The organism is Pseudarthrobacter sp. S3 (assembly GCF_050156905.1).
GTDB lineage: Bacteria > Actinomycetota > Actinomycetes > Actinomycetales > Micrococcaceae > Arthrobacter.
In genome coordinates, this window is the sequence record NZ_CP189583.1 from 3,193,863 (window position 1) to 3,214,325 (window position 20,463).

The 20,463-nt window shown below is 65.2% G+C and carries 24 protein-coding genes and 2 pseudogenes; 11 read left to right on the plus strand and 15 right to left on the minus strand.

Features of this window, described 5'->3' with window-relative positions; translation table 11 throughout:
• Both ACQCSV_RS15310 and asd read left to right on the plus strand, forming a co-directional pair.
• Positions 1-219, plus strand: coding sequence for an NF038396 family protein (locus ACQCSV_RS15310; protein WP_354153285.1), 219 nt, complete (start codon positions 1-3; stop codon positions 217-219).
• A 94-nt stretch (positions 220-313) separates the two neighbouring features.
• On the plus strand, positions 314-1,456 hold the full coding sequence (gene asd / locus ACQCSV_RS15315; RefSeq protein WP_354153284.1) for an aspartate-semialdehyde dehydrogenase: 1,143 nt from the start codon (positions 314-316) through the stop codon (positions 1,454-1,456).
• Between the two features lie 92 nt (positions 1,457-1,548).
• On the opposite strand, the gene ACQCSV_RS15320 is transcribed toward asd, so the two are convergent.
• A complete protein-coding gene (locus tag ACQCSV_RS15320) occupies positions 1,549-2,646 on the minus strand; it encodes a winged helix DNA-binding domain-containing protein (RefSeq protein WP_426938720.1) in 1,098 nt (365 codons plus the stop codon).
• Between the two features lie 140 nt (positions 2,647-2,786).
• On the opposite strand from ACQCSV_RS15320, the gene ACQCSV_RS15325 reads away from it, so the two are divergent.
• Positions 2,787-2,966, plus strand: coding sequence for a hypothetical protein (locus ACQCSV_RS15325; protein ID WP_354153282.1), 180 nt, complete (start codon positions 2,787-2,789; stop codon positions 2,964-2,966).
• A gap of 2 nt (positions 2,967-2,968) precedes the next feature.
• Here ACQCSV_RS15325 and ACQCSV_RS15330 read toward each other — a convergent pair whose 3' ends face one another.
• From ACQCSV_RS15330 to ACQCSV_RS15340, 3 genes are all read right to left on the minus strand, one after another.
• Positions 2,969-4,036: a UDP-N-acetylmuramate dehydrogenase gene (locus ACQCSV_RS15330; RefSeq protein WP_354153281.1), complete on the minus strand. Its 1,068-nt coding sequence runs from the start codon at positions 4,034-4,036 to the stop codon at positions 2,969-2,971.
• 163 nt (positions 4,037-4,199) lie between these two features.
• Positions 4,200-4,637 carry a MaoC family dehydratase gene (locus ACQCSV_RS15335; RefSeq protein ID WP_354153280.1) on the minus strand — a complete coding sequence of 146 codons (438 nt, stop codon included), beginning with the start codon at positions 4,635-4,637 and terminating at the stop codon, positions 4,200-4,202.
• Positions 4,638-4,639: 2 nt separating this feature from the next.
• Positions 4,640-5,101 carry an FAS1-like dehydratase domain-containing protein gene (locus ACQCSV_RS15340; protein WP_354153279.1) on the minus strand — a complete coding sequence of 154 codons (462 nt, stop codon included), beginning with the start codon at positions 5,099-5,101 and terminating at the stop codon, positions 4,640-4,642.
• Positions 5,102-5,247: 146 nt separating this feature from the next.
• On the opposite strand from ACQCSV_RS15340, the gene ACQCSV_RS15345 reads away from it, so the two are divergent.
• Positions 5,248-5,625 (plus strand): metalloregulator ArsR/SmtB family transcription factor, encoded by a 378-nt coding sequence (locus ACQCSV_RS15345; protein WP_354153768.1) that lies wholly within the window; start codon positions 5,248-5,250, stop codon positions 5,623-5,625.
• Entirely contained in the window at positions 5,622-7,283 is a 1,662-nt protein-coding gene (locus tag ACQCSV_RS15350; RefSeq protein WP_426938721.1) for a SulP family inorganic anion transporter, read from the plus strand. Before ACQCSV_RS15345 ends, ACQCSV_RS15350 begins: the two co-directional genes overlap by 4 nt.
• Here ACQCSV_RS15350 and ACQCSV_RS15355 read toward each other — a convergent pair.
• The 6 genes and pseudogenes from ACQCSV_RS15355 to ACQCSV_RS15380 all read right to left on the minus strand — a co-directional run bounded on the left by ACQCSV_RS15355 (position 7,273) and on the right by ACQCSV_RS15380 (position 10,750).
• The gene (locus tag ACQCSV_RS15355; RefSeq protein ID WP_160673224.1) at positions 7,273-7,497 is read right to left on the minus strand and encodes a DUF3188 domain-containing protein; all 225 of its coding nucleotides are present in this window, start codon (positions 7,495-7,497) and stop codon (positions 7,273-7,275) included. The genes ACQCSV_RS15350 and ACQCSV_RS15355 overlap by 11 nt on opposite strands.
• Positions 7,498-7,660: 163 nt before the next feature.
• The gene (locus ACQCSV_RS15360; protein WP_354222833.1) at positions 7,661-8,524 is read right to left on the minus strand and encodes a CoA ester lyase; all 864 of its coding nucleotides are present in this window, start codon (positions 8,522-8,524) and stop codon (positions 7,661-7,663) included.
• A gap of 90 nt (positions 8,525-8,614) precedes the next feature.
• Entirely contained in the window at positions 8,615-9,037 is a 423-nt protein-coding gene (locus ACQCSV_RS15365; RefSeq protein WP_354153277.1) for a low molecular weight phosphatase family protein, read from the minus strand.
• Positions 9,034-9,425, minus strand: a pseudogene (locus ACQCSV_RS15370) (flavoprotein); the annotation flags it as partial. The pseudogene ACQCSV_RS15370 and the gene ACQCSV_RS15365, both read right to left, overlap by 4 nt.
• A gap of 145 nt (positions 9,426-9,570) precedes the next feature.
• Positions 9,571-9,993: an arsenate reductase ArsC gene (locus ACQCSV_RS15375; RefSeq protein WP_354153276.1), complete on the minus strand. Its 423-nt coding sequence runs from the start codon at positions 9,991-9,993 to the stop codon at positions 9,571-9,573.
• Positions 9,994-10,075: 82 nt separating this feature from the next.
• Positions 10,076-10,750: a helix-turn-helix domain-containing protein gene (locus ACQCSV_RS15380; RefSeq protein WP_354222831.1), complete on the minus strand. Its 675-nt coding sequence runs from the start codon at positions 10,748-10,750 to the stop codon at positions 10,076-10,078.
• Positions 10,751-10,796: 46 nt separating this feature from the next.
• On the opposite strand from ACQCSV_RS15380, the gene ACQCSV_RS15385 reads away from it, so the two are divergent.
• The 6 genes and pseudogenes from ACQCSV_RS15385 to ACQCSV_RS15410 form a co-directional block, all read left to right on the plus strand.
• Positions 10,797-11,537, plus strand: a complete 741-nt coding sequence (locus ACQCSV_RS15385) for an MIP/aquaporin family protein (protein ID WP_354153274.1) — start codon at positions 10,797-10,799, stop codon at positions 11,535-11,537.
• 103 nt (positions 11,538-11,640) lie between these two features.
• A complete protein-coding gene (locus tag ACQCSV_RS15390) occupies positions 11,641-11,991 on the plus strand; it encodes a metalloregulator ArsR/SmtB family transcription factor (protein ID WP_354222829.1) in 351 nt (116 codons plus the stop codon).
• A complete protein-coding gene (locus tag ACQCSV_RS15395) occupies positions 11,988-12,500 on the plus strand; it encodes an N-acetyltransferase family protein (protein WP_354222828.1) in 513 nt (170 codons plus the stop codon). The genes ACQCSV_RS15390 and ACQCSV_RS15395 overlap by 4 nt, the downstream gene beginning before the upstream one ends.
• Before the next feature lie 159 nt (positions 12,501-12,659).
• Positions 12,660-12,998 carry a YnfA family protein gene (locus tag ACQCSV_RS15400; protein ID WP_354153271.1) on the plus strand — a complete coding sequence of 113 codons (339 nt, stop codon included), beginning with the start codon at positions 12,660-12,662 and terminating at the stop codon, positions 12,996-12,998.
• Between the two features lie 56 nt (positions 12,999-13,054).
• Positions 13,055-13,381, plus strand: coding sequence for a winged helix-turn-helix domain-containing protein (locus ACQCSV_RS15405; RefSeq protein WP_354153270.1), 327 nt, complete (start codon positions 13,055-13,057; stop codon positions 13,379-13,381).
• A gap of 62 nt (positions 13,382-13,443) precedes the next feature.
• Positions 13,444-14,094 (plus strand): annotated as a pseudogene (locus tag ACQCSV_RS15410) (cation diffusion facilitator family transporter); the annotation flags it as partial.
• 453 nt (positions 14,095-14,547) lie between these two features.
• Here ACQCSV_RS15410 and ACQCSV_RS15415 read toward each other — a convergent pair.
• The 5 genes from ACQCSV_RS15415 to ACQCSV_RS15435 are packed head-to-tail and all read right to left on the minus strand — an operon-like array spanning position 14,548 to position 20,423.
• Positions 14,548-15,489 (minus strand): aldo/keto reductase, encoded by a 942-nt coding sequence (locus tag ACQCSV_RS15415; protein WP_354153269.1) that lies wholly within the window; start codon positions 15,487-15,489, stop codon positions 14,548-14,550.
• Entirely contained in the window at positions 15,489-17,201 is a 1,713-nt protein-coding gene (locus ACQCSV_RS15420; protein WP_354222826.1) for an alpha-amylase family glycosyl hydrolase, read from the minus strand. The genes ACQCSV_RS15415 and ACQCSV_RS15420 overlap by 1 nt, the downstream gene beginning before the upstream one ends.
• Before the next feature lie 53 nt (positions 17,202-17,254).
• Entirely contained in the window at positions 17,255-18,154 is a 900-nt protein-coding gene (locus tag ACQCSV_RS15425) for a carbohydrate ABC transporter permease (protein ID WP_354222824.1), read from the minus strand.
• Complete coding sequence (locus ACQCSV_RS15430; protein WP_354222822.1) at positions 18,154-19,089, minus strand: sugar ABC transporter permease; 936 nt, start codon at positions 19,087-19,089, stop codon at positions 18,154-18,156. Before ACQCSV_RS15430 ends, ACQCSV_RS15425 begins: the two co-directional genes overlap by 1 nt.
• A 26-nt stretch (positions 19,090-19,115) precedes the next feature.
• Positions 19,116-20,423 carry an extracellular solute-binding protein gene (locus ACQCSV_RS15435; protein ID WP_354222820.1) on the minus strand — a complete coding sequence of 436 codons (1,308 nt, stop codon included), beginning with the start codon at positions 20,421-20,423 and terminating at the stop codon, positions 19,116-19,118.
• Between the last annotated feature and the right edge of the window lie 40 nt (positions 20,424-20,463).

A 20,463-nucleotide genomic window follows, 5' to 3' on the forward strand; every position in this document is an offset into this window, starting at 1 on the left:
ATGTTGAAAAAACCGGAAACACTGTTTGTCCTGGGCTACATGCTGCTGCCGCTGCTGGCGCTGCTGTCTGCGATCGTTGGCCTGACCATGATCCTGGGCGGCAACAAGATCGCCGGGGCCATCATCCTGGTGGTGGTGACGCAGGTCTTCGCCTTCGGCGCCTTCTACGCGTTGCGGCTCCGCAAAGCCGCGGTGCTGGCGGAAAATAACCGCGGCTGACATCAGTTTCCTGCCGCACGCTGCCGCACGCCGTCCCCACGGGGTATGACGTAACCGACTGCGCCTGACCCGTTCCGGCGTCTAAACTGTACGAATGACTACAGCAGCTACCCCCTCCGTCGGCCTGGTCGGATGGCGCGGCATGGTCGGCTCCGTCCTGATGCAGCGTATGCAGGACGAAGGCGACTTCGCCAACATCAACCCGGTGTTCTTCTCCACGTCAAACTCGGGAGCTGCCGCCCCGTCGATTGCCGGTGCTGCCGCCGGCGCGGCCGGCAAGCTTGGGGACGCGTTCGACGTCGAAACGCTGGCCAAGCTGCCCATCATTGTCACCGCCCAGGGCGGGGACTACACCAAGCGCGTGCACACCGAGCTGCGCAGCCGCGGCTGGGACGGCCTCTGGATCGACGCCGCCTCCACGCTGCGCATGAACGACGACTCGATCATCGTGCTGGACCCGATCAACCGCGACGTCATCGATAAGGGCCTGGTCAACGGCACCAAGGACTTCATCGGCGGCAACTGCACGGTTTCCTGCATGCTGATGGGCCTCGGCGGGCTGTTCAAGAACGGCCTCGTCGAATGGGGCACCTCCATGACCTACCAGGCGGCCTCCGGCGGCGGCGCCCGGCACATGCGCGAGCTGCTCAGCCAGTTCGGCACGCTCAACGCCGAGGTCAGCTCCGAACTGGACGACCCGGCGTCGGCCATTCTGGAAATTGACCGCAAGGTACTGGCCCACCAGCGCACCGACATCGACGCCACCCAGTTCGGCGTGCCGCTGGCCGGTTCCCTCATCCCGTGGATCGATGCGGACCTGGGCAACGGACAGTCCAAGGAAGAGTGGAAGGCCGGGGCTGAAACCAACAAGATCCTGGGCACCTCGGACGAAAACCGGATCATCATGGACGGCCTGTGCATCCGGATCGGCGCCATGCGGTCGCACTCGCAGGCGCTGACGCTCAAGCTCCGCGAGGACCTGTCCGTAGCCGAGATCGAGAAGCTTCTCGCGGAAGACAACGAGTGGGCCAAGGTCATCCCGAACACCAAGGAAGACTCCATGGCAGGCCTGACCCCCGTGGCCGCGTCCGGCACACTGGACATCCCCGTGGGCCGCATCCGCAAGATGGAAATGGGCCCGGAATACATCAGCGCCTTCACCGTTGGTGACCAACTGCTCTGGGGCGCCGCCGAGCCGCTGCGCCGCATGCTCAACATCGCCACCGGGAACCTGTAGGTCCGCCTCACTCTAAGCAGCAACGCGGGGTCACTTAAGGCCCATTCCATACCGTCGGATGGGCCTTAAGTGACCCCGCGTTGCTATCAGTGTCAGGTGTTGAGGAACGCGCGGTATAGTTCGGCCGCCTTCTCGAAAGCCGCCTGAGCGGCGGGTCCCAGTAGTCGCGTCTCGTCAAAGAGTTCAGGCACGACTGCGGCGCTCCGGGTCCTGCCGGCGCGCGCCCACGTGCCGATCACTTCTCCCCCTGCCACGACTGTCTTCTTGAATACTCCGTTGCCGCCCGGGACGATCTTGTTGGCGTGCTCCGGCGCCAAGACGAGGCTGCGGTCCTGGTAGCCCAGCACAAACTCGTCGAAGCCCGCAAGCAGGAGGACAGACCGCTGTCCGGGCACACCGTCGTCGAGCATTGACGCAGTCTCCGATGACATCCAATAGCTCGCACCCCCGAATTCCAGCTCCGCCAGCTGCCCGCGGACGAGTTCAAACGCCGCCCGCGCGTCGGTCAGGGGAATCTGCGTCCACCATGCGAAGTCGCGGACGCTGGCAGGGCCGTGGCTGCGGAAGTAACGCAGCATGAACTCGGCAATCGCTTCCTGGTGTTCAAGGTCCCGAGACACCGGGATCCAGTCATCGAACGCCACCAGAAGCTGCTGGTTCCCGGCCAATGGTCCTTGGACCAACCATCCGTGCCGACACAACGTCCCCAGGATATGGATCCCGCGCTGACCGGTGGTGGGCTGCCCGGCTGCCTCAAACACGTCAAAGGCTTCGGTCCGGCTCACGGGACCGCCGGCCGCGATCCGCTCCAGGGCCACGTCGCGGCATTTCTCGATGTCCGCCCACGTGATGTCCAGTTCCCGGTGCCGGCTGGCAAGGATGCGGCTGAGACGCTCTGTGGTCAGGCCCAGCATCCAGCGCAGATCCTCGGGAGCTACAAAGTGCAGCGTGCCGCGCATCGGCCAGGACCGGACCACGCTGCCACTGTCCAGGGCTGCCCGGACGTCCGTCAACCCTGCACCCGGAACGCGGAGGCCGATGGCCCAGAGCGCGGCCTGCAGGTCCTGCGCCTGCGTGGCCGTCATCCAGCGGACCGCATCCTCAACAGAGCCACGTCCGGAGCCAATCAGTCCTTGAGAGGCAAGGCGCAACCTGCCCATCACCTTGGGGCTCACGCGGTTCACGGCCATGCCCTCATCGTAGGGCCTTGCCCGATAGGGTGTAACCATGACTTTGGGGAGTTTGTGGCACTTGTTCGCGCGCGGAACACAGCTATGGCTGCTGGCAGGGAGCATTTCGGTCCTGGCCGGCGTGGCCATCGATCGGTTTGGTGGCCTGCGTCCTCGCTGCCGCCAGCAACGCGGGGCTTCCGGGACTCGTGGTCTGGCTTTTTATGGGGCCATATTTGGCGCTGACCGGCTGGGCCGCCGCCCTGCTGGGCATGGCCACGAACGTCCGGCTGATGGGCGCCGTTGACGGGCTCCTGGCTCCGGTCACCCAGGCAGGCTGACGCTAGAGCGCCAGGCCAATGAGCAGCGGTTCCGGGTGAAGTTCAATGCCAAAGCGTTCGACGACGCCGGCGCGCACCTCGCGCGCGATGGCCAGCATGTCCGTGGCGCTGGCGGTGCCGCGGTTGGTGATGGCCAGCGTATGTTTCGTGGACAATGACGCCCGGCCGCCGGAGGCGCTGACCCCTTCCAGGCCATAGCCCTTGCCGAACCCTGCCTGGTCGATCAGCCACGCGGCGGACAGCTTCACCAGCCCGTCCGCCCCGGCGGGGTACTGCGGCGCGGACTCCGGCAGCGTTGCCGCCACGTCCACGGGGACTATCGGGTTGGTGAAGAACGAACCGGTGGAATAAGTGTCCCGGTCGGCCGGGTTGAGCACCATGCCCTTGGAGGCCCGCAACCGCAGGACTTCCCGGCGGACATCGTTGGAGTAAGCCCGTTTACCTGCCTCCACACCGAGTGAGCGGGCCAGTTCGGCGTAGCGGATGGGCGCGCTCATCCGGCCCAGCGGGAGCTGGAATTCCACGGTCAGCACCACGTAGCGGGGTGAGCCCTCGACAGTGGTCTGCTTCAGAATGGAATCGCGGTAGCCGAACTTCAACTCGGAGTTTGTGAAGGTCTGGACCGAGTTCCGGCTCCGGTCCCAGGTGCGTACCGCCGCGATGGTTTGGGAGACGTCCGATCCGTAGGCACCGACGTTCTGCACCGGCGTGGCGCCCGTGGCGCCCGGGATACCGGACAGCGCTTCAAGGCCGGACCAGGCATGCAGCACGGCGTGTTCCACCAGGGCATCCCAATTGTGGCCGGCCTGGACCACCACTGCCACGCCGCCGCAGGAATCCTCGGCGTTGACGGTGAACCCCTGCGAGGCGATCCTGATCACGGTGCCGGGGAAACCGTCGTCGGAAATCAGGAGGTTGGAGCCGCCGCCGATGATGAGTACCTGCTCCCCCGCAGCGTCCGCCGTGCGGACGGCGTCGATGATCACCGCCTCGGTTGTGGCCTCAATGTACTTGCCGGCGGGTCCTCCGACGGCGGCGGTGGTCAGCTCGGAGAGCAAAGTGGAAGTCACCAGACCACACTATAGGGAAAGCCACCCGAACGACCCTAGCGTCATGCACAGCAACAGCAAACCAACAGTGCCGGGGGCAGATCCGCTGCCGGCATAGGCCACCACCACGGCATTGCGCCAGGCAGTGACCTCGGCAGCGGCGGTTGTGTTGGCGGTCAAAGGATCATGAAAGCCTGACGACGGCCTGGGCCTTCATCAGCACTTTCTGGCCGGCAGCAACCACGGTGAGGTCAATGCGGGCGGTGCCCGCCTCGGCGTCGAGCTTTCCGATGGCGCCGCTGACCTCAATGGTGGCCCCGGCCTCCGAGGTTCCGGTGGTGTCCGTGACCAGGACCGGCTTGGTGAAGCGGGTCTGGAAGTCGACGACGGCGGCGGGGTCGCCGGCCCAGTCGGTCACCAGCTGCACGGCGGCACCCATGGTGAACATGCCGTGGGCAATAACGCCGGGCAGTTCCACGCCGGTGGCGAAGGCTTCGTTCCAGTGGATGGGGTTGAAGTCGCCGGAGGCGCCGGCGTACTTGACCAGGTCGGTGCGGGTGACCTCGACGGTGCGGCTGCCGATGTCCTGGCCGGCGCTGAGTTCGTGGATGCTGGGGCTCATGGTTACTGTCCCTCTCCACGGACGAGGATGGATGACGTGGTAGTGGCGACTGACTCGCGCGAATCGTCTGCTGCGAGGGCGAAAATCTCCTGGCGGGTGGTGATCATGGCGCCGCCGCCCATGGCACGGACACCGTCAACGTGCAGTTCGGCAACCAGGCGGTCTCCGGCAACGATGGGGCGGTGGTGGATGAAACGCTGGTCGGCGTGGACCACTCGGGAGAAGTCGATGCCGGCATCCGGATCCTCGATCAGCTGGGCATCGGCGCGCTGGGCGATGATGATGGCAAACGTGGGCGGTGCCACCAGGTCTTTGTGCCCCAGGGCCTTGGCGGCCTCGACGTCGAAGTGGGCTGGGTGCGCGGCCTTGACCGCGCGGGCGAACTCGCGGATCTTCTCGCGGCCGACGTCGTAAACCTCTGCGGCAGGGTAGCTGCGGCCCTGCAGGTCCGGATTGATAGTCATGGAATCAAGCCTAGCGGCACGCGTCCGGGCGCCCGCGCTGATGACATGGGGAAGGACAGGAATAACACTACGGTATGATGAATACATCAATTCATCAATTCATGGCCGTACCTCCGCTCGGCCGTGACGAGAAAGCACAGGCAGCGATGATTTCGGCAGCGCAATCCCCCTTATACGAGATCAAGGCAAACCTGTTCAAGGCCCTCGCCCACCCGGCGCGGATCCGAGTGCTCGAACTGCTGTCCGCGGCGCCGGACAACTCGGGCACCGTCAGCTACCTGCTGGCCGAGACGGGCCTCGAGGCATCCCACCTTTCCCAGCATCTCGCCACCCTGCGCCGGCACGGGGTGGTGACCTCGGTCCGTTCCGCAAACACCGTGACCTACCGGTTGGCCCACCCGAAGATCGCCGAATTGCTGGCCATCGCACGGACCTTCCTCCTCGACAGCCTGACCGATTCCAACGAACAGCTCAAACTCGCGCAGGGACTGCCCAGCGAGCATCTGAAGGGTTCAAATTCATGAGTGCTGCCCTGGCGCATCTCAGCCGGTTCCTGCCGTCCCGCCGCGACTATGACGGGCTGCGTTCGTCCTGGAAAACGGATCTGCTGGCCGGCATCACCGTGGGGATTGTGGCCTTGCCGCTGGCTTTGGCCTTCGGAGTGAGTTCAGGCGTCGGCGCCGAAGCCGGACTCATCACCGCCGTCGTGGCCGGCCTGGTCGCTGCGGTCATGGGCGGCTCGCACGTCCAGGTCTCCGGCCCCACCGGCGCGATGGTCGTGGTGCTGGCCCCGGTGGTCGCCACGCACGGCGTCGGCAGCATCGCATTGGTCTCCCTGATCGCAGGGCTGCTGGTGGCCATCCTGGGCATCAGCGGGCTGGGCCGGGCGGTGGCCTTCATCCCGTGGCCGGTAGTGGAGGGCTTCACGCTCGGCATCGCCGCGATCATCTTCCTCCAGCAGGTCCCCATGGCCACCGGCACCGCGGGGATACCGGGCCACAACACCCTGCTGGCCGCCGTCGAGAGCGCCTCCCAGGCCACCTTGCCCGCAGTTCTTCAGACGCTCGGCGTCGTGGTGGGTGTGGCTGCCGTGATGCTCCTGCTCCCGAAGCTGAACAAAGCCCTGCCCGCGAGCCTGGTCGCGGTGCTGCTGGCCACCGTGGCGGCCGAGCTGCTGCAGCTGGACATTCCACGGATCGGCGCCCTGCCGCACTCCCTGTCCGCACCATCGATGCCGTCCCTTGATCCGGCAGCGCTGGGCGGGCTGCTGATGCCCGCGGTGTCCATTGCGATACTTGCCGCTATCGAGTCCCTGCTGTCCGCACGGGTGGCGGCCGGCCTGGCTGGCCCTGGCGGGAGGCCCTCCGGGGCGTACAGTCCGGACCGGGAACTCATGGGGCAAGGGCTGGCCTCAGTTGCAGCGGGGTTCTTCGGCGGCATGCCGGCCACAGGCGCCATCGCCCGGACCGCGGTCAATGTACGCTCCGGAGCCAAGACCCGGCTCGCTGCGATTGTTCACGCGCTCGTGCTGCTGGCCATCATCTACCTGGCAGCCGGCCTGGTAGGAAAGATCCCGCTGGCGGTCCTGGCCGGAATCCTGATGGTCACGGCAACCCGCATGGTGTCACGGCACACGGTCACTGCCATCATGCGCTCCACCCGAGCCGACGCCTTCGTGTTCATCCTGACGGCGTTTATTACCGTGACCTTCGACCTGATCGTGGCCATCGAGATCGGGCTTGTCGCCGCGGCCCTCTTTACGCTGCGGAAGTTCGCCACGCTCAGCAGCGTAAAGCGTGAAGAGATTCCGGGACCGCACGAGGAGGGGGACGAGCACATCGCGCTATTCAGGCTGGACGGGGCCATGTTCTTCGGCGCCGCGGAACGCGTCCTGCAGGAAATTAGCCAGGTCCGGGACATCCAGGTGGCAATAATCCGACTGTCACAGGTCCGGATGCTCGACGCCACCGGAGCCCACATGCTGGTGGAGGTCATCTCGGCGCTGGAGCTGCGCGGCGTGACAGTCCTGCTGAAAGGTGTTCAGCCCCAACACCTCGAGCTCGTGACCAACGTCGGCGTCATCCGCTCACTGAGGCATCACAAGCACCTGTTCACGTCCCTGCCCGAGGCTGTGGAGCACGCCCGCAGCCACGTACTCCGGAACGCTGCCGCTAACGCTTGAGGTTCTTCCGGATGGTCTGGCCCCGCACCACAATCCCGACGATGTGCAGGACCAGGCCCAGGCCGATAACCGCAAGGGACGCCATGGCGAGGTCACGGTTGTTGGTGGTGTTGCCCACCAGGTTCAGGATGATCCCGACGCCGATGAGGCCCATGGCGCCGAATACCAGGACTTTGTACGAGGTGGGCGCTGACTCCCAGAATTCTTTGAGCACCGTGACAGTCTACCGAGCAGGTTCAGAACAGCGATTCCTGCACGGCCGGGCTGCCGCCGTCGTGCCCGACCGACTGCGCCGGGGCGCCATCCAAAAAGACCCCGTGAACCAGATAGCGGGTAACGGTCACGGGGTCTCCTGTGCTTTGGGTGTACGGGTGGGGCTACAGCGCCGGCTGCACGCCGAACGCTACCGCGAGCTTCATGATCTTCTCGGCGCGGCCCAGACGGGGCAGGTCCGAGCCGTCGCGGATGACGCGGCCGTTGGCTTCGAAGTCGGACATAAAGTCCGTGGCCCAGGCGACGTCCGACGGCGTGGGGCTGATGACCTCGTTGATGACGTTGGTCTGATCGATGGCCAGGCACAGCTTGCCGGTCATCCCCATCATCACGGTGATGCCGGTCTGCTCTCGCAGAATGGGGTGGTTGGTGCCGACGGTGGGGCCGTCGATGGGGCCCGGCAGGTTGCCGACGCGGCTGGCAACCACCAGTTTCGCGCGCGGGTAAGCCATGGCCTCCGGGGTGGCCGCCATGCCGGTGTCGCGGCGGAAGTCGCCGGAGCCGAAGGCGAGGCGGAAAGCACCCTGGGCCTTGGCGATGTTGTTGGCTTCCTCGATGCCGAGCGCCGATTCCACGAGCGGGATGACGGGCGTCTTGCCGTCCATCCGGTGGAAGCTTTCGGTCACCTGGTCAGCTGATTCGGTCTTGGCGAGCATCACGCCGAGCAGGCCGGGCGTACCGCGCAGCCCTGCCAGGTCATCGGCCCAGAACGGGCTGGTGGCATCGTTGATGCGGACCCAGGCCTGGCCGACGCCGCTGAGCCAGTCAATCACGTGTCCGCGTGCCTCGTCCTTTTGCGACGGGTCCACGGCGTCCTCGATGTCCAGGATAATCGAGTCAGCGCGCGAAACAGCCGACTGGTCAAACAGGTCGGTTTTCATGGCGTTGACCAGAAGCCACGAACGGGCGATTTCTGCTGGGATATTGCGCTTGGGGCGTAAGGTCTCGGTGGCGGTGGGTGACGTCATGCTACTACCGTATCTGCCCGGGCACCGCCAGCGCTAAGCCATGGCGCCGGACGTGCCGAACAATACAGATGCGACCGGGATACGGCAGGCTCAGTTGCCCGTGAGTTCCGCATAGAGCTTTCGGACGCGGGTGTTGATATCGTCGCGGACAATCCGCATGCGTTCGGTGCCTTCGATGCCCCGGGTGGAAGGTTCGTCGGTTTCCCAGGTTTCGAAGCGGGTGCCTTCGCGGGCTTCGAGCTTGGCTTCGGTGCCCAGCACGATAACGACGTCGACGGCGTCAAGCACCTCGTCAGTGACGGCCTTGGGGTGCTCCCCCGTGATGTCGATGCCGAGCTCGTTTAGGGATTCCACGGCCTCACTGTTCAGGCAGCTGCCCGGCCTGGTGCCTGCCGAGTAAACGGTGACGTCGTTCCCGGCGAGATCGCGCATGAGGCCGGCCGCCAGTTGGGATTTGCCGCCGTTCTTGCTGCAAACGAACAGGATGCGGGGAGAGTTGGCGCCTTCGGTCATGAGTTGGTGTCTTCTTTCTGTTCTGCGGAGAGGCCGTGGACCAGCCCGGTAGGGAAACCTGTCGAGGCCGCGGGGACGTCGCAGCTGGTGCCGCCATCGGAGGAGCACACCCCGGTTTCGGGCAACTCCAGGTGAACAGTGCCCGCCGCGGCCTGGTCGCCGGCGAGAGCCGTGGCGACAGACCTGACCTGTTCGTAGCCCGTAGCCAGCAGAAACGTCGGGCACGGCCATAGGACTTCATGCCGACGATGTAGAAGTTTGCCTCCGGGTGGGCGAGCAGCCTGGCACCGTGCGGCTGGACCGTGCCGCAGGAGTGGAATTCGGGTTCGATCAGCGGCCCCAGCCGGGCGGGTGCTTCGACGGCGGGGTCAAGGTTCAGCCGGAGTTCGCCGCACCTCTGGAGCCGGAAGGATATCTCCGGCGTCGCGGCCAGCGGGGCAAGGTAGTGATCAATCAGCTCACCGCCACAAGGCAGTGCCGTCAGGCGGGGGGCCTCCCAACCGGTGGGTTCCAGCAAACGCACTGCCGCGGCGTCAGCTGTTCGCCGGGATCAGTGACTCGATGAGTTCTTCGATGCGGGTCTTGATCTCGTCGCGGATGGGCCGGACGGATTCGACGCCCTGGCCGGCCGGATCCTCCAGGACCCAGTCTTCGTAGCGTTTGCCCGGGAAGTAAGGGCACTCGTCGCCGCAGCCCATGGTGATCACGACGTCGGACTCCTTGACGGCCTCTGTGGTGAGGACCTTGGGGATCTCGGCAGACATGTCGATGCCGAGCTCCGCCATGGCCTCGACGGCGGCCGGGTTGACCTTGCCGGCGGGCTGGGAACCGGCGGAGCGGACCTCGATCCCGCCGTTGGAGAGTGTGGCGAGGAAGGCGGCGGCCATCTGGGACCGGCCGGCGTTGTGGACGCAGACGAACAGAACGGAGGGCTTTTTGACGGTTTCGATGCTCACGTGGTTCTCCTTGGATCCAAACATTGATACTTGTCGATACAGTGAGTATCGGATTAGATATTGACGCTTGTCAATATCTCGTTTAGGCGGCACGCAGTCGGGGCGCCAGGTCTCGGACGCGGTGTGAAATGTCGGTAAAGGCATTGTCAAAGGCCTCCCTGGTGTTCAGTCGCAGGGGATCCGGAATTGACCAATGGATACCGCGAAGACCGGAGAGCTCCTCATGGGCGTTATCGCACACGGTCACAATGAAGTCGTCGTCGCGCCCAACATCCTCCAGCCGGCGCGGGGAAACGTGGGCCAGGGCCACGCCGTGCCGGCGGGCGACATCGATGGCCCCCGGGGAAATACTGCCCGCCGGATACGTTCCGGCCGAGATGCAGGGAATTCCGCTGACCTGCTTCCAGAGCGCGGCGGCCAGTTGCGACCGGGCACTGTTCCGCGTGCACAAGAAAAGCACGCGGCTGGCCCCGCGCCCGGCCCCCGGAGCGAGCCCTTCGAGCGCACCGGCGGCGAGCCGGAAGTAGCTGCGCCGCCTGTCTGCTTCTGAGCGGTGACGGGTCGCCAGGCCCGCCCCCTCCAACGCGCGCAGGTGGTGGGAGAGCAGATTCGATGGCATCCCGAGCTCGGCCTGCAGTTCCGTCGGGGAAAGATCACCCAGTGTCAGCAGGTCCACGATGCGCAGCCGTGCGGGATCCGCGAGGGCGGCATGCTTGGCGACCCGCGCCTGAAAGGCTTCAGCTGGCTCAGTATTCATTGGTTCAATTTTGACTGAGATAATATCGTGGGTCAAGCTAGTTGGCATGACTTCCAATCAGCCGCCACTGTGGCGCCGCGCCGTCGCCGAACTGCTGGGCACCGGCCTGCTCGTCACCATCGTTGTCGGTTCCGGGATCGCGGCGCAGCAGCTATCCCCCGGTGACGTGGGCCTACAGCTACTGCAGAACAGCACCGCCACATTCCTGGGATTGACTGTATTGATCCTCATCCTCGGCCCCGTCAGCGGCGCTCATTTCAACCCCGCGGTCTCGCTCGTCGACTGGGTCCTGGGGCGGCGCCGCGGTACCGGGTTGACACTGCCGGAGCTCGGCACCTACGCGATTGCACAAACCGTGGGTGCCGTCGGCGGCAGCGCGCTCGCGAACGCCATGTTTGAGGTGGGAACCTCCATCTCGATGAAGGACCGTGCCACCACCGGGCACCTGTTGGGTGAAGTCGTCGCCACCGCAGGACTCGTCCTGCTGATTTTCGCCCTGGCCGCGACCAACCGGGGCGCCCTTGCGGCTCCGGCGGTAGGTGCCTATATCGGCGCCGCCTACTGGTTCACGTCCTCGACGTCGTTCGCCAACCCGGCCGTGACGGTCGGCCGCATCTTCAGCGACACCTTCGCCGGCATCGCGCCGGGCTCCGTCCCCGGCTTCGTGGTGGCGCAGCTGCTCGGGGCAGCCGTAGGTCTGGGGCTGCTGCTCTTCCTGTTCCCCTCCGCCGCGAACTATGCGGACGACGTCGTCCTTCCGCGCTCGTCGGAAAAGGCCAGCTCCTAGTACGTCACCGGCCGGCCGGGCCGGGTGCCCCCGGCAGCCGAGCCGCGACGGAACCGCAATGCCCATATATTGATGACAGTCAATATTGAGGCATAATGGGTACATGAACTTGGCGCCCCTCCTCGACCAGGCCACGGATGACGACTGCCGCACTCCGGCAGGGCCGACAGCGCTGGGGGCCGAGGAAGCGCAGCAGAAAGCCCTGGTCTTCAAGGCACTGGCCGATCCGAACCGGCTGCGGCTGCTCTCCATCGTCAGGGCCGATGCTTCCGGCGAAACCTGCGTGTGCGACCTGACGGCACCGCTGGACCTGGGCCAGCCCACGGTCTCCCACCACCTGAAAATCCTGGTGGAGGCAGGGCTGCTGCACCGCGAAAAACGCGGCACCCGGGCCTACTACTCCCTCGTCCCCGGCGCCCTCGACGCCGCCGCCGGCATCCTGGCCAACTTATGACCTCCACGGTGACCCTGCGGAACATGGAGCCGCCCGACTGGCCGTCAGTCCGGCGGATTTACCAGGAAGGTATCGACACCGGCCAGGCAACCTTCGAAACGCAAGCCCCTGACTGGGACTCGTTCGACCGGTCCAGGCTGCCCGGCCACCGCCACGTCGCAGCATCCACCGACGGTCAAGTCCTGGGCTGGGCCGCGGCATCGCCCACTTCCTCCCGACCGGCCTACGCAGGAGTAGTGGAACACTCCATCTACGTGACCGCGGAAGCCTGCGGCTTCGGTCTCGGCAAAGCCCTCCTGAACGCTCTCATCAACTCCACGGAGAGCGCTGGAATCTGGACGATCCAGGCCACCGTGTTTCCCGAGAACGGACCCAGCCTCCGCCTCCACCAGACCGCCGGTTTCGTTATCATCGGACACAGAAACCGCATTGCCCGCATGTCACATGGGCCCCTTGCCGGCCAGTGGCGGGACACGATCTTGATCGAACGCCGCTCCCCCGCCATCTAAGCCCATCGGCGCGTCCCGGGCAGTGTGTCATACGGATCGCCCCTAGTCCGTGCCGAGCCAACTCAGCCGCTTCAAGGTCCGGGTCACCCAAGCTGCGGGAAACTTTCAACACAGCCGCACCGGCAGGACGCTCGGCAATCGCCCTGCAATGATGAATCCGTGACTATCGCAAAAACAGTTCTGTTGTTCATCCTCGCCGCCGCGGCCGAAATTGGTGGGGCCTGGCTCGTTTGGCAGTCTGTCCGCGAGGGCAAGGACTGGTGGTGGGCGGGCCTGGGAGTGCTCGCCCTCGGGATCTACGGCTTCGCCGCGACCCTGCAGCCGGACGCCCACTTCGGCCGGATACTCGCCGCCTACGGAGGAGTGTTCGTGGCCGGATCACTGATCTGGGGCATGATCTTCGATGGGTTCCGGCCTGACCGGTGGGATGTCACCGGCTCCGTGATCTGCCTGCTCGGGGTGGTCGTAATCATGTTCGCACCACGCAACGCCGTCTGAAAATCCGCCTTGAATACATATATCCGTGAATACATTCCTGGCTGTACTATTGACTGATGGAAACCCTTGTACGTGCCCCGGTTCTGGCCCGGTTCGGCTACGCGGTCTCCGACCCTACCCGGGCGCGGATTCTGCTCGCCTTGGCGGATGTGCCCGGATACCCGTCCGACCTGGCCGATTCACTGGGCGTCTCGCGGCAGAGCATGTCCAATCATCTGACATGCCTGCGGGGCTGCGGCCTGGTGGTGGCCGTCCCGGACGGCCGGCGGACCCGGTATGAGCTTGCTGATGCACGGCTGGGCCACGCGATCATGGATCTGTTGGGCGTAGTGCTGTCCGTGGATCCTGCCTGCTGCGCACCCGACGGGACGTGCCTGGCGTGACCACGGGAATTCAAAGTGGGCCGACCGCTGACCGCCGTGTTGTCCTGAGCCGCCGCATCCGCATGTTCGCGGCCGCGACGATCACCTACAACGTCGTTGAGGCCGTGGTCGCATTGTGGGCGGGCAACTTGGCCGGTTCCTCGGCCCTCGTCGGATTCGGGCTTGATTCGTTGATCGAGGTCGCTTCCGCGGTCGCCCTGTCCTGGCAGTTTTCCGCGCGGGACCCGGAACGGCGCGAGCACATCACCCTGCGGCTCATCGCGATATCCTTCTTCGCCCTCGCACTGTTCGTCGCCGCGGACTCGGTCAGGACCCTGTCCGGAGGCGACCAGGCACAGCATTCCAGCCCCGGTATTCTGATCGCTGCCCTGTCCCTGGCCATCATGCCCGTCCTGTCCTGGCTCCAACGCCGAGCGGGCCGAGAACTTGGCTCCCGAACCGCGGTCGCAGATTCAAAACAGACCCTGCTATGCACATATCTGTCCGCCGTTCTACTGGTGGGCCTGGTTCTCAACAGCGCACTGGGATGGTGGTGGGCAGACGCCGGCGCGGCACTGATCATCGCCGGGATCGCCACTCGCGAAGGCCTCAACGCCTGGAAAGGGGATGTTTGCTGCGCCGTCCCTGAGCCGGGGACCGGACCGGCCGATTTGCTCGATCCGGCATCCCGGAAGTCGGATGTTGCGCAAAGCCATGCTTCCGGCTGCTGCGCCGTAGCCGAATCGGGTACCGGCAGTAAAGTGAGAATAGAACTCCTGCACATCGATGACTGCCCGAATGTGGCAAAAGCACTCGAGCAGGTGGAAGCCGCCCTGGTAGCCTTGGGTCGCCAGGACATCCGCGTCCATATGCGGCGCATCAAGACTTCGGCAGATACGGCCGGGACAGGCTTTGCCGGTTCTCCAACGATCACGGCAGACGGGGCTGACATCTTTCCCGTCGGGGCGCCGGCCGGCGATCTAGCCTGCAGGATCTACCTCACGCCAGACGGTCTTGCCGGCGTTCCGACCATCGATCAGGTGATGGAAGCCCTGACGAACCACGGCCTCTGACACTTACCATCAGCGTTCCGTCTTGCCGTGACCAACTCATAAGGCTTCCCCCGTGATCGAGCCTGACGAGCTAGTGTCAAAACTCTGGATCTCGACAGGCTCGATCACCGGGGCTCAGGGGAGGGTGCTGCCCCGTGCCGCAACCCATAGCCCGTACCAGTCGGCCCGGGTCATGGCCTCCGCAACGCGGGCGGCGTCCGCGCAGGCCGCGATTCTCGCCGTATTAACGGTGCCGATCACGGGCGCGATGCCAGCCGGATGCTTCATCAGCCATCCCAGAAGGACAGCCTCCCCCGTGGTGCCGTACTGACCGGCAAGCTCCGCAACCATCGCGGCCGCGGCAGTCTCGGCCGCCGTCGGGTTTTCCGGAGCTGCCCCGGTGTACAGGCCCTGCGCCAGCGCACCGTAAGCCTGCACGGTGACGCCGTTGCTGCTGCAGTATTCCAGAGTCCCGTGCGGGAAGCTGTAATCCACCGATTCCGGATGGTTCACCAGCACCTGGCTCTCCAGCCAGGCCCGCTTCAGCAGGCTCATCTCCAGCTGGTTGGCCACCACCGGCACCTCCAGCCGTTCCTGCAGCGCATCGATCTGCGCGCCGGACATGTTGGACACCCCCAACGCCCGCACCTTGCCGTCAGCCAGCAATTGCCCGACGGCGGCCGCCACCTCCGCCAGGTCCGTCAGGGGATCCGGGCGGTGCAGCAGGAGGACGTCCACGTAGTCCGTCTGCAGTCTCTTCAGGCTGCCGTCCACCCGTTCCAGGATGGATTCCCGGCTGAGGTCATAGTGCGTGGCCAGCCCGCGTTCGTTGAGGCGGATCCCGGACTTGGTCTGCAGCCGGATCCGGTCGCGCAGCCCGGGCGTTGCCGCCAGCACCTCGCCGAACACCGCTTCAGACTTGCCGCTGCGGTAGATGTCCGCGTGGTCGAACAGCGTAATGCCGGCATCCAGTGCGGCCTCGACGGCGGCAGCGGCTTGGTCCACATGTTCGGTTCCGTGCGGTTCGTCGGTCCAGCGGCCGCCCAGGCCCATGCAGCCGTAGATGAGTTCCTGCATCAGCGCAGCCAGGCGGTGCTGTAGGCGCCCAGTTTGCCGTCTTCCAGCGCTGAGCTGCTCACCAGCAGCGCTCCTCCCGGCAGTTCGACGGCGGTGTCCCCGAAGTTGGTAACGGACTGCCAGCCGCCGGGGCGTCGGAAATGCAGGACATCCGGGGAACCGGTCTCCACCCATTCCAGCTCCTCCCCGGCTTGGAGATTCCGGCGCAGCTTCAGGGCCGTGCGGTACAGCTCCAGGGTGGAGTTTTCGGCCCCGTCCTGCGCCTCCACCGCGTACTTGCTGAACCAATCCGGCTGCGGCAGGTGCGCGCCGCCGTCGCCAAAGCCGAAGGAGGTCCCCTCAACCGTCCACGGCAGCGGCACGCGGCAGCCGTCACGGCCCACCTCAACACCCTTGTTCCGGAAGAAGGCGGGGTCCTGGCGTTCGGCGTCGGGAATCTCTGCCACTTCCTGCAGTCCCAGTTCCTCGCCCTGGTACAGGTAGGCGGAACCGGGAACCGCGAGCATCAGCAGGGTGGCGGCGCGGGCACGGCGCTCGCCGAGCTCCACGTCCAATTCCTCCTTGGGGCCGCCGGCCAGCAGCCAGTCCTTGCCGTCCTGGCCCTTGGCGTGCTTCCTGCGTGCGGACGTCTTGGGCAGGCCGTAGCGTGTGGCATGCCGGACGACGTCGTGGTTGGAGAAAACCCAGGTGGAGGAAGCGCCGGTCGCGGCGGCTTCGGCGAGGTTGCGGGTGATGATTTCGCGGAAATCCTCGGCGTTGAAGTCAGCCTGGAGCAGGTCGAAGTTGAAGGCCTGGCCGAGGCCCTCCGGGCTGGCGTAGCGGGCACGGCGGGTGGCATGCACCCAGGCTTCGGCGACGGCGGTGCGTGGCGGGTTGTATTCGTTGAAGACTTCGCGCCATTCGACGTAGATGTCGTGCACGTCGTCCCGGTCCCAGAACGGGTGCGAACCGTCGTCGAACCCGTCGGTACCGGTGTTGGCCTCGGTCAGCTCCAGCTTGGAGAGGAGCGGCTCGGTGAGGTCCTTGGTAAGGGCATGGGCAACGTCCACGCGGAATCCGTCCACGCCGCGGTCGGACCAGAAACGCAGGGTCTTCAGGAAGTCATCGCGGACCTCGCGGCTGGCCCAGTTCAGGTCCGGCTGCTCCTTGGCGAAGATGTGCATGTACCACTGCCCGGGGGTTCCGTCGGGCTCGATGATGCGTTCCCAGGCGGGTCCGCCGAAGACGGAGTCCCAGTCCGACGGCGGAAATTCGCCGTTGGGTCCTTTACCGTCACGGAAGATGTAGCGCTCGCGCGCGGCGGAACCCTTCGGCGAGGCGAGTGCCTCCTTGAACCAGTTGTGCCGGTTCGAGGAGTGGTTGGGGACAATGTCGGCGATCAGCTTGATGCCGGCGGCGTGCAGCGCTTTGGCCATCTCGTCGAAGTCCGCCAGCGTGCCCAGTTTGGGGTCCACGTCGCGGTAGTCGTCAACATCGTATCCACCATCGGCGAGGGCTGACGGGTAGAACGGGCTGAGCCATACGGCGTCGATGCCCAGTTCCCGCAGGTAGGGGACCTTAGCCGTGATGCCCTTGATGTCACCCATGCCGTCCCCGTTTGAATCGGAGAAACTGCGGGGATAGATCTGGTAAACCGCGGCCTGGCGCCACCAGTTGGGATCGGCCAGACGGTCGGAATCGGACAGGGTTGCCAGCATGGCAGTGGTGGACAAAGGATGATCCTTTTCTCTTGTTTGGGTTGTTCTTGCTGGGTGAATAAGTCTGGCTATTTAACGGCCCCGCGCATGACTCCGGACAGTACCCAACGTTGGGCCAGGATGTAAACCACCAGTGTGGGCGCCATGGCCATCAGGTAGGACGCGAACGCGAGGCTGTAGTCCGTGTTGAATTCGCCCTGGAACAGCATTTGGACCACGGGGAGGGTCTGCAGCGACGGGTCGGCGATCATCATCTGCGGCAGCAGAAAGTCGTTCCACGAGCCCAGGAAAGCGAAGATGCCCACCGTGGCGTTCATGGGGGCCAGCAGCGGGAAGATGATCTTGCGGAACACCTGCCGCGTGGTGGCGCCGTCAATCCTGGCCGATTCCTCCAGCTCCGCGGGTATGGAGCGTACGAAAGCGATGTAGAGGAGCGCGTTGAACGAGATTCCGCCGAGCACGTGCAGGAAGACGACGCCAGCCGGGTTGTCCAGGCCGAGCAATGCCGTCTGCTTGATCAGCGGCAGGATGATCACCGGGAACGGAATGAACATGGCGGACAGAAGGTACACAAAGGAGCCGCGGAAGAATCGGTGGTTCCAGTTTCGCGCGATGGCGTAGGCCACCAGCGAGCTGCAGGCCAGCGAGCCGAGCACGCTGAAGACGGTAACGAAGGCCGTGGACATAAAGGCGCGCGGGAAGTTGGTGGCCACATATGCTGCGGCGAAGTTTTCCCAGTTCATTGGGCTGGGCCAGGCAAGGCCGGTCCCAGTGCCGATCTGGTCCGGGGATTTCAGTGCCATGGCCACGGTGAAGTACAGCGGCAGCAGGACAGTCAACGTGGCCACCAGCATTAGGGCGGCGAGCCACCAGTTGACCTTGAAGCCCTCGCGGCTGGACCTGCGGTTCCTTCGGGCTGTTGCCTTCGTGGCGGCGAGGGCGGTGCGGGTGAGAGTTGGTGAAGTCATTAGAGAGAAACCCCCCGGCGCTGGATGAGGCGCAACTGGATGACGGAGATCAGCAACGTGATCAGAAAGTAGATAACGGCATTGGCCATCTGGTACGAGTAGTCGCCGCCCGTGAAGCCGGAGAAGATGCGCATGGCCACTGACTGCGTCGCCATGCCGGGACCGCCGCCGGTGAGGCCCACGATGATCTCGTAGGTTCCCAGGAATCCCTTGAAGCCGAGGATCACATTGATCACCAGGTAGCCAAGGATGAGCGGCAGGGTGAGGCTGAGGAACTGCCGGAAGCTGCCGGCCCCGTCCAGGTCCGCGGCCTCGTAGACTTCGGCGGGCACGCTCTGGAGGCCGGCGAGGTAGATGATGGTGGCGCCGGGCGCGGCCTGCCATACGGTGACCAGCACAATGGCCAGCCAGGCGAGATTTTCGTTGGCGAGGATGCTCGTGGCCAACGGGGTGACGCCGAACCGCTCAGCCAGGACCGGAAGCGTGTTCGAGAACAGGTAGTTGAACACGAAGGACACGATCAGGGCGGACAGCACCATGGGGATGAAGAACACGGTGCGAATGCCGGTGCGCCACTTGATCTTCGCATTCAGGCCAAGAGCGATGGCCAGTGCCACGACGTTGACCACCACGGTGGTGGTCAGGGCAAAGACGAACGTGAAGATGTAGGACTGCAGGACCGCCGGATCCTTGAAGATGTTGACGTAGTTGGACAGCCCGATGAACTTCCAGTCGCCGTAGCCGGCGTAGTTGGTCAGGCTGAAGAACACACCCACCAGTGCAGGCAGGGTGATGAAGAAGGCGAACAGCGCCAGGACCGGCACCACCATCCAGTAGTACGTGGGATCGATCCGGCCCTTGGACCGGACGGGCGGCTTTTCGGCGGATGCTGTGCGCGACGGGGCTGCCTCGGCCGCCAGGGAAGTTGTGGTCATGGGGGCTCCTTGAATCGGGGTGGGCATCAGACCGCTGTCCGTTCGGCGACGCGGCGCCATTCGTCGTCGAGCGCGGAGAGGAACTGGTCGCCGTTCTTGCCGTACACAAAGGACTGGATGTAGTTGTTCACCGGAACTGAGGGCGGGAAATACGTGACGGCGCCCTGGAAGTAACGGGCTTCCGTGATGGAGTCGTTGAGTCCGCTGATCTGCGGGTTGGTCACGGCGGGGGCCTCCTTCAGCGGTGAGAAGGCGGCGTTCTTTTCGTTGTAGGTGTTCACCACGTCCGGCTCCAGCAGGTAGCTGACGAACCGCTGCGCCGCTGCCATGTTCGGGGTGTTCCTCGTGATGAAGAGCGCCATGTCCACGTTGACCCGGGCCTTGGTCTCGTCCGGGTTGTTGGTGACGGGCAGCGGGAAGGTGCCCAGCCGGATCGCCGGATTGGCGGCGACAAGCTGGGACAGCGCCCACGGGCCCTGCAGGTACATGGCTGCCTGGCCCTTGGCGAACGCCGCATTGCCGTCAGCGTAGTTCTTGCTGGCTGCACCGTTCTGCGCGTAGGAGGCCAACTGCAGCATCTTGGGCAGGGCCGGTCCGAAGTTGTTGGTGAATGATTCGGGGGCGGCGGTGCTGATGTCGGCACCGGCGGCCACGAGATTCGTGAAGAATTCGGCGACGTCGAGCGAACCGCCGGCCACGTAGTCAAACATGCCCTGCGCGAGGGTCCAGGGGTCCTTGTAGGTCCCATAAATCGGGACGATTCCGGCCGCCTTGAAGATTGCGCAGGCCGCCACGAATTCGTCCCAGGTGGTGGGGACGGCCACGCCGTTGGCGTCAAAGATGTCCCGGTTGTAGATGACCCCGGCCGCAGCCACCGAGAACGGCAGGGCGCTGGTCTCGCTGCCGTTGTACTGGCCCCAGGAGCTGATCAGCTCCTGCATCTCCGGGTTGATGGTGGACGCTGCCGGGAGGTCGGCGAGGTCGGCGAAGATGCCCTTCTTCACGAAGTCGGCAGTGGCCTGGGCGAAGCCGCGGGTCACGACGTCGGGCGGATCGTTCCGCACCAGGCCGGGAACAAAGTTGCCCTCATTGAAGTCCTGGATGACCTTGATGTCCGGGTTCAGCGCTTCGAAGTCCTTGATCACCTGGTTGAAGTAGTCCACCACTTCCGGCTTGTTCTGCATAAAACGGAGGGTGGTGACGCCGTCCTGCTTGCCGGCACTGGCGCTGGCGCCGCAGCCGGTGAGGGGCAAGATGGCTGCCGCGCCGGCCAGGCCGGCGGCCCGGAGCAGGGAACGCCTGCTGAGCAGTGATACGGGGACAGCGGCGGTCACAGGGCGGGGGCTGTCGTACGGGACTGGCGCCGATGGGGCT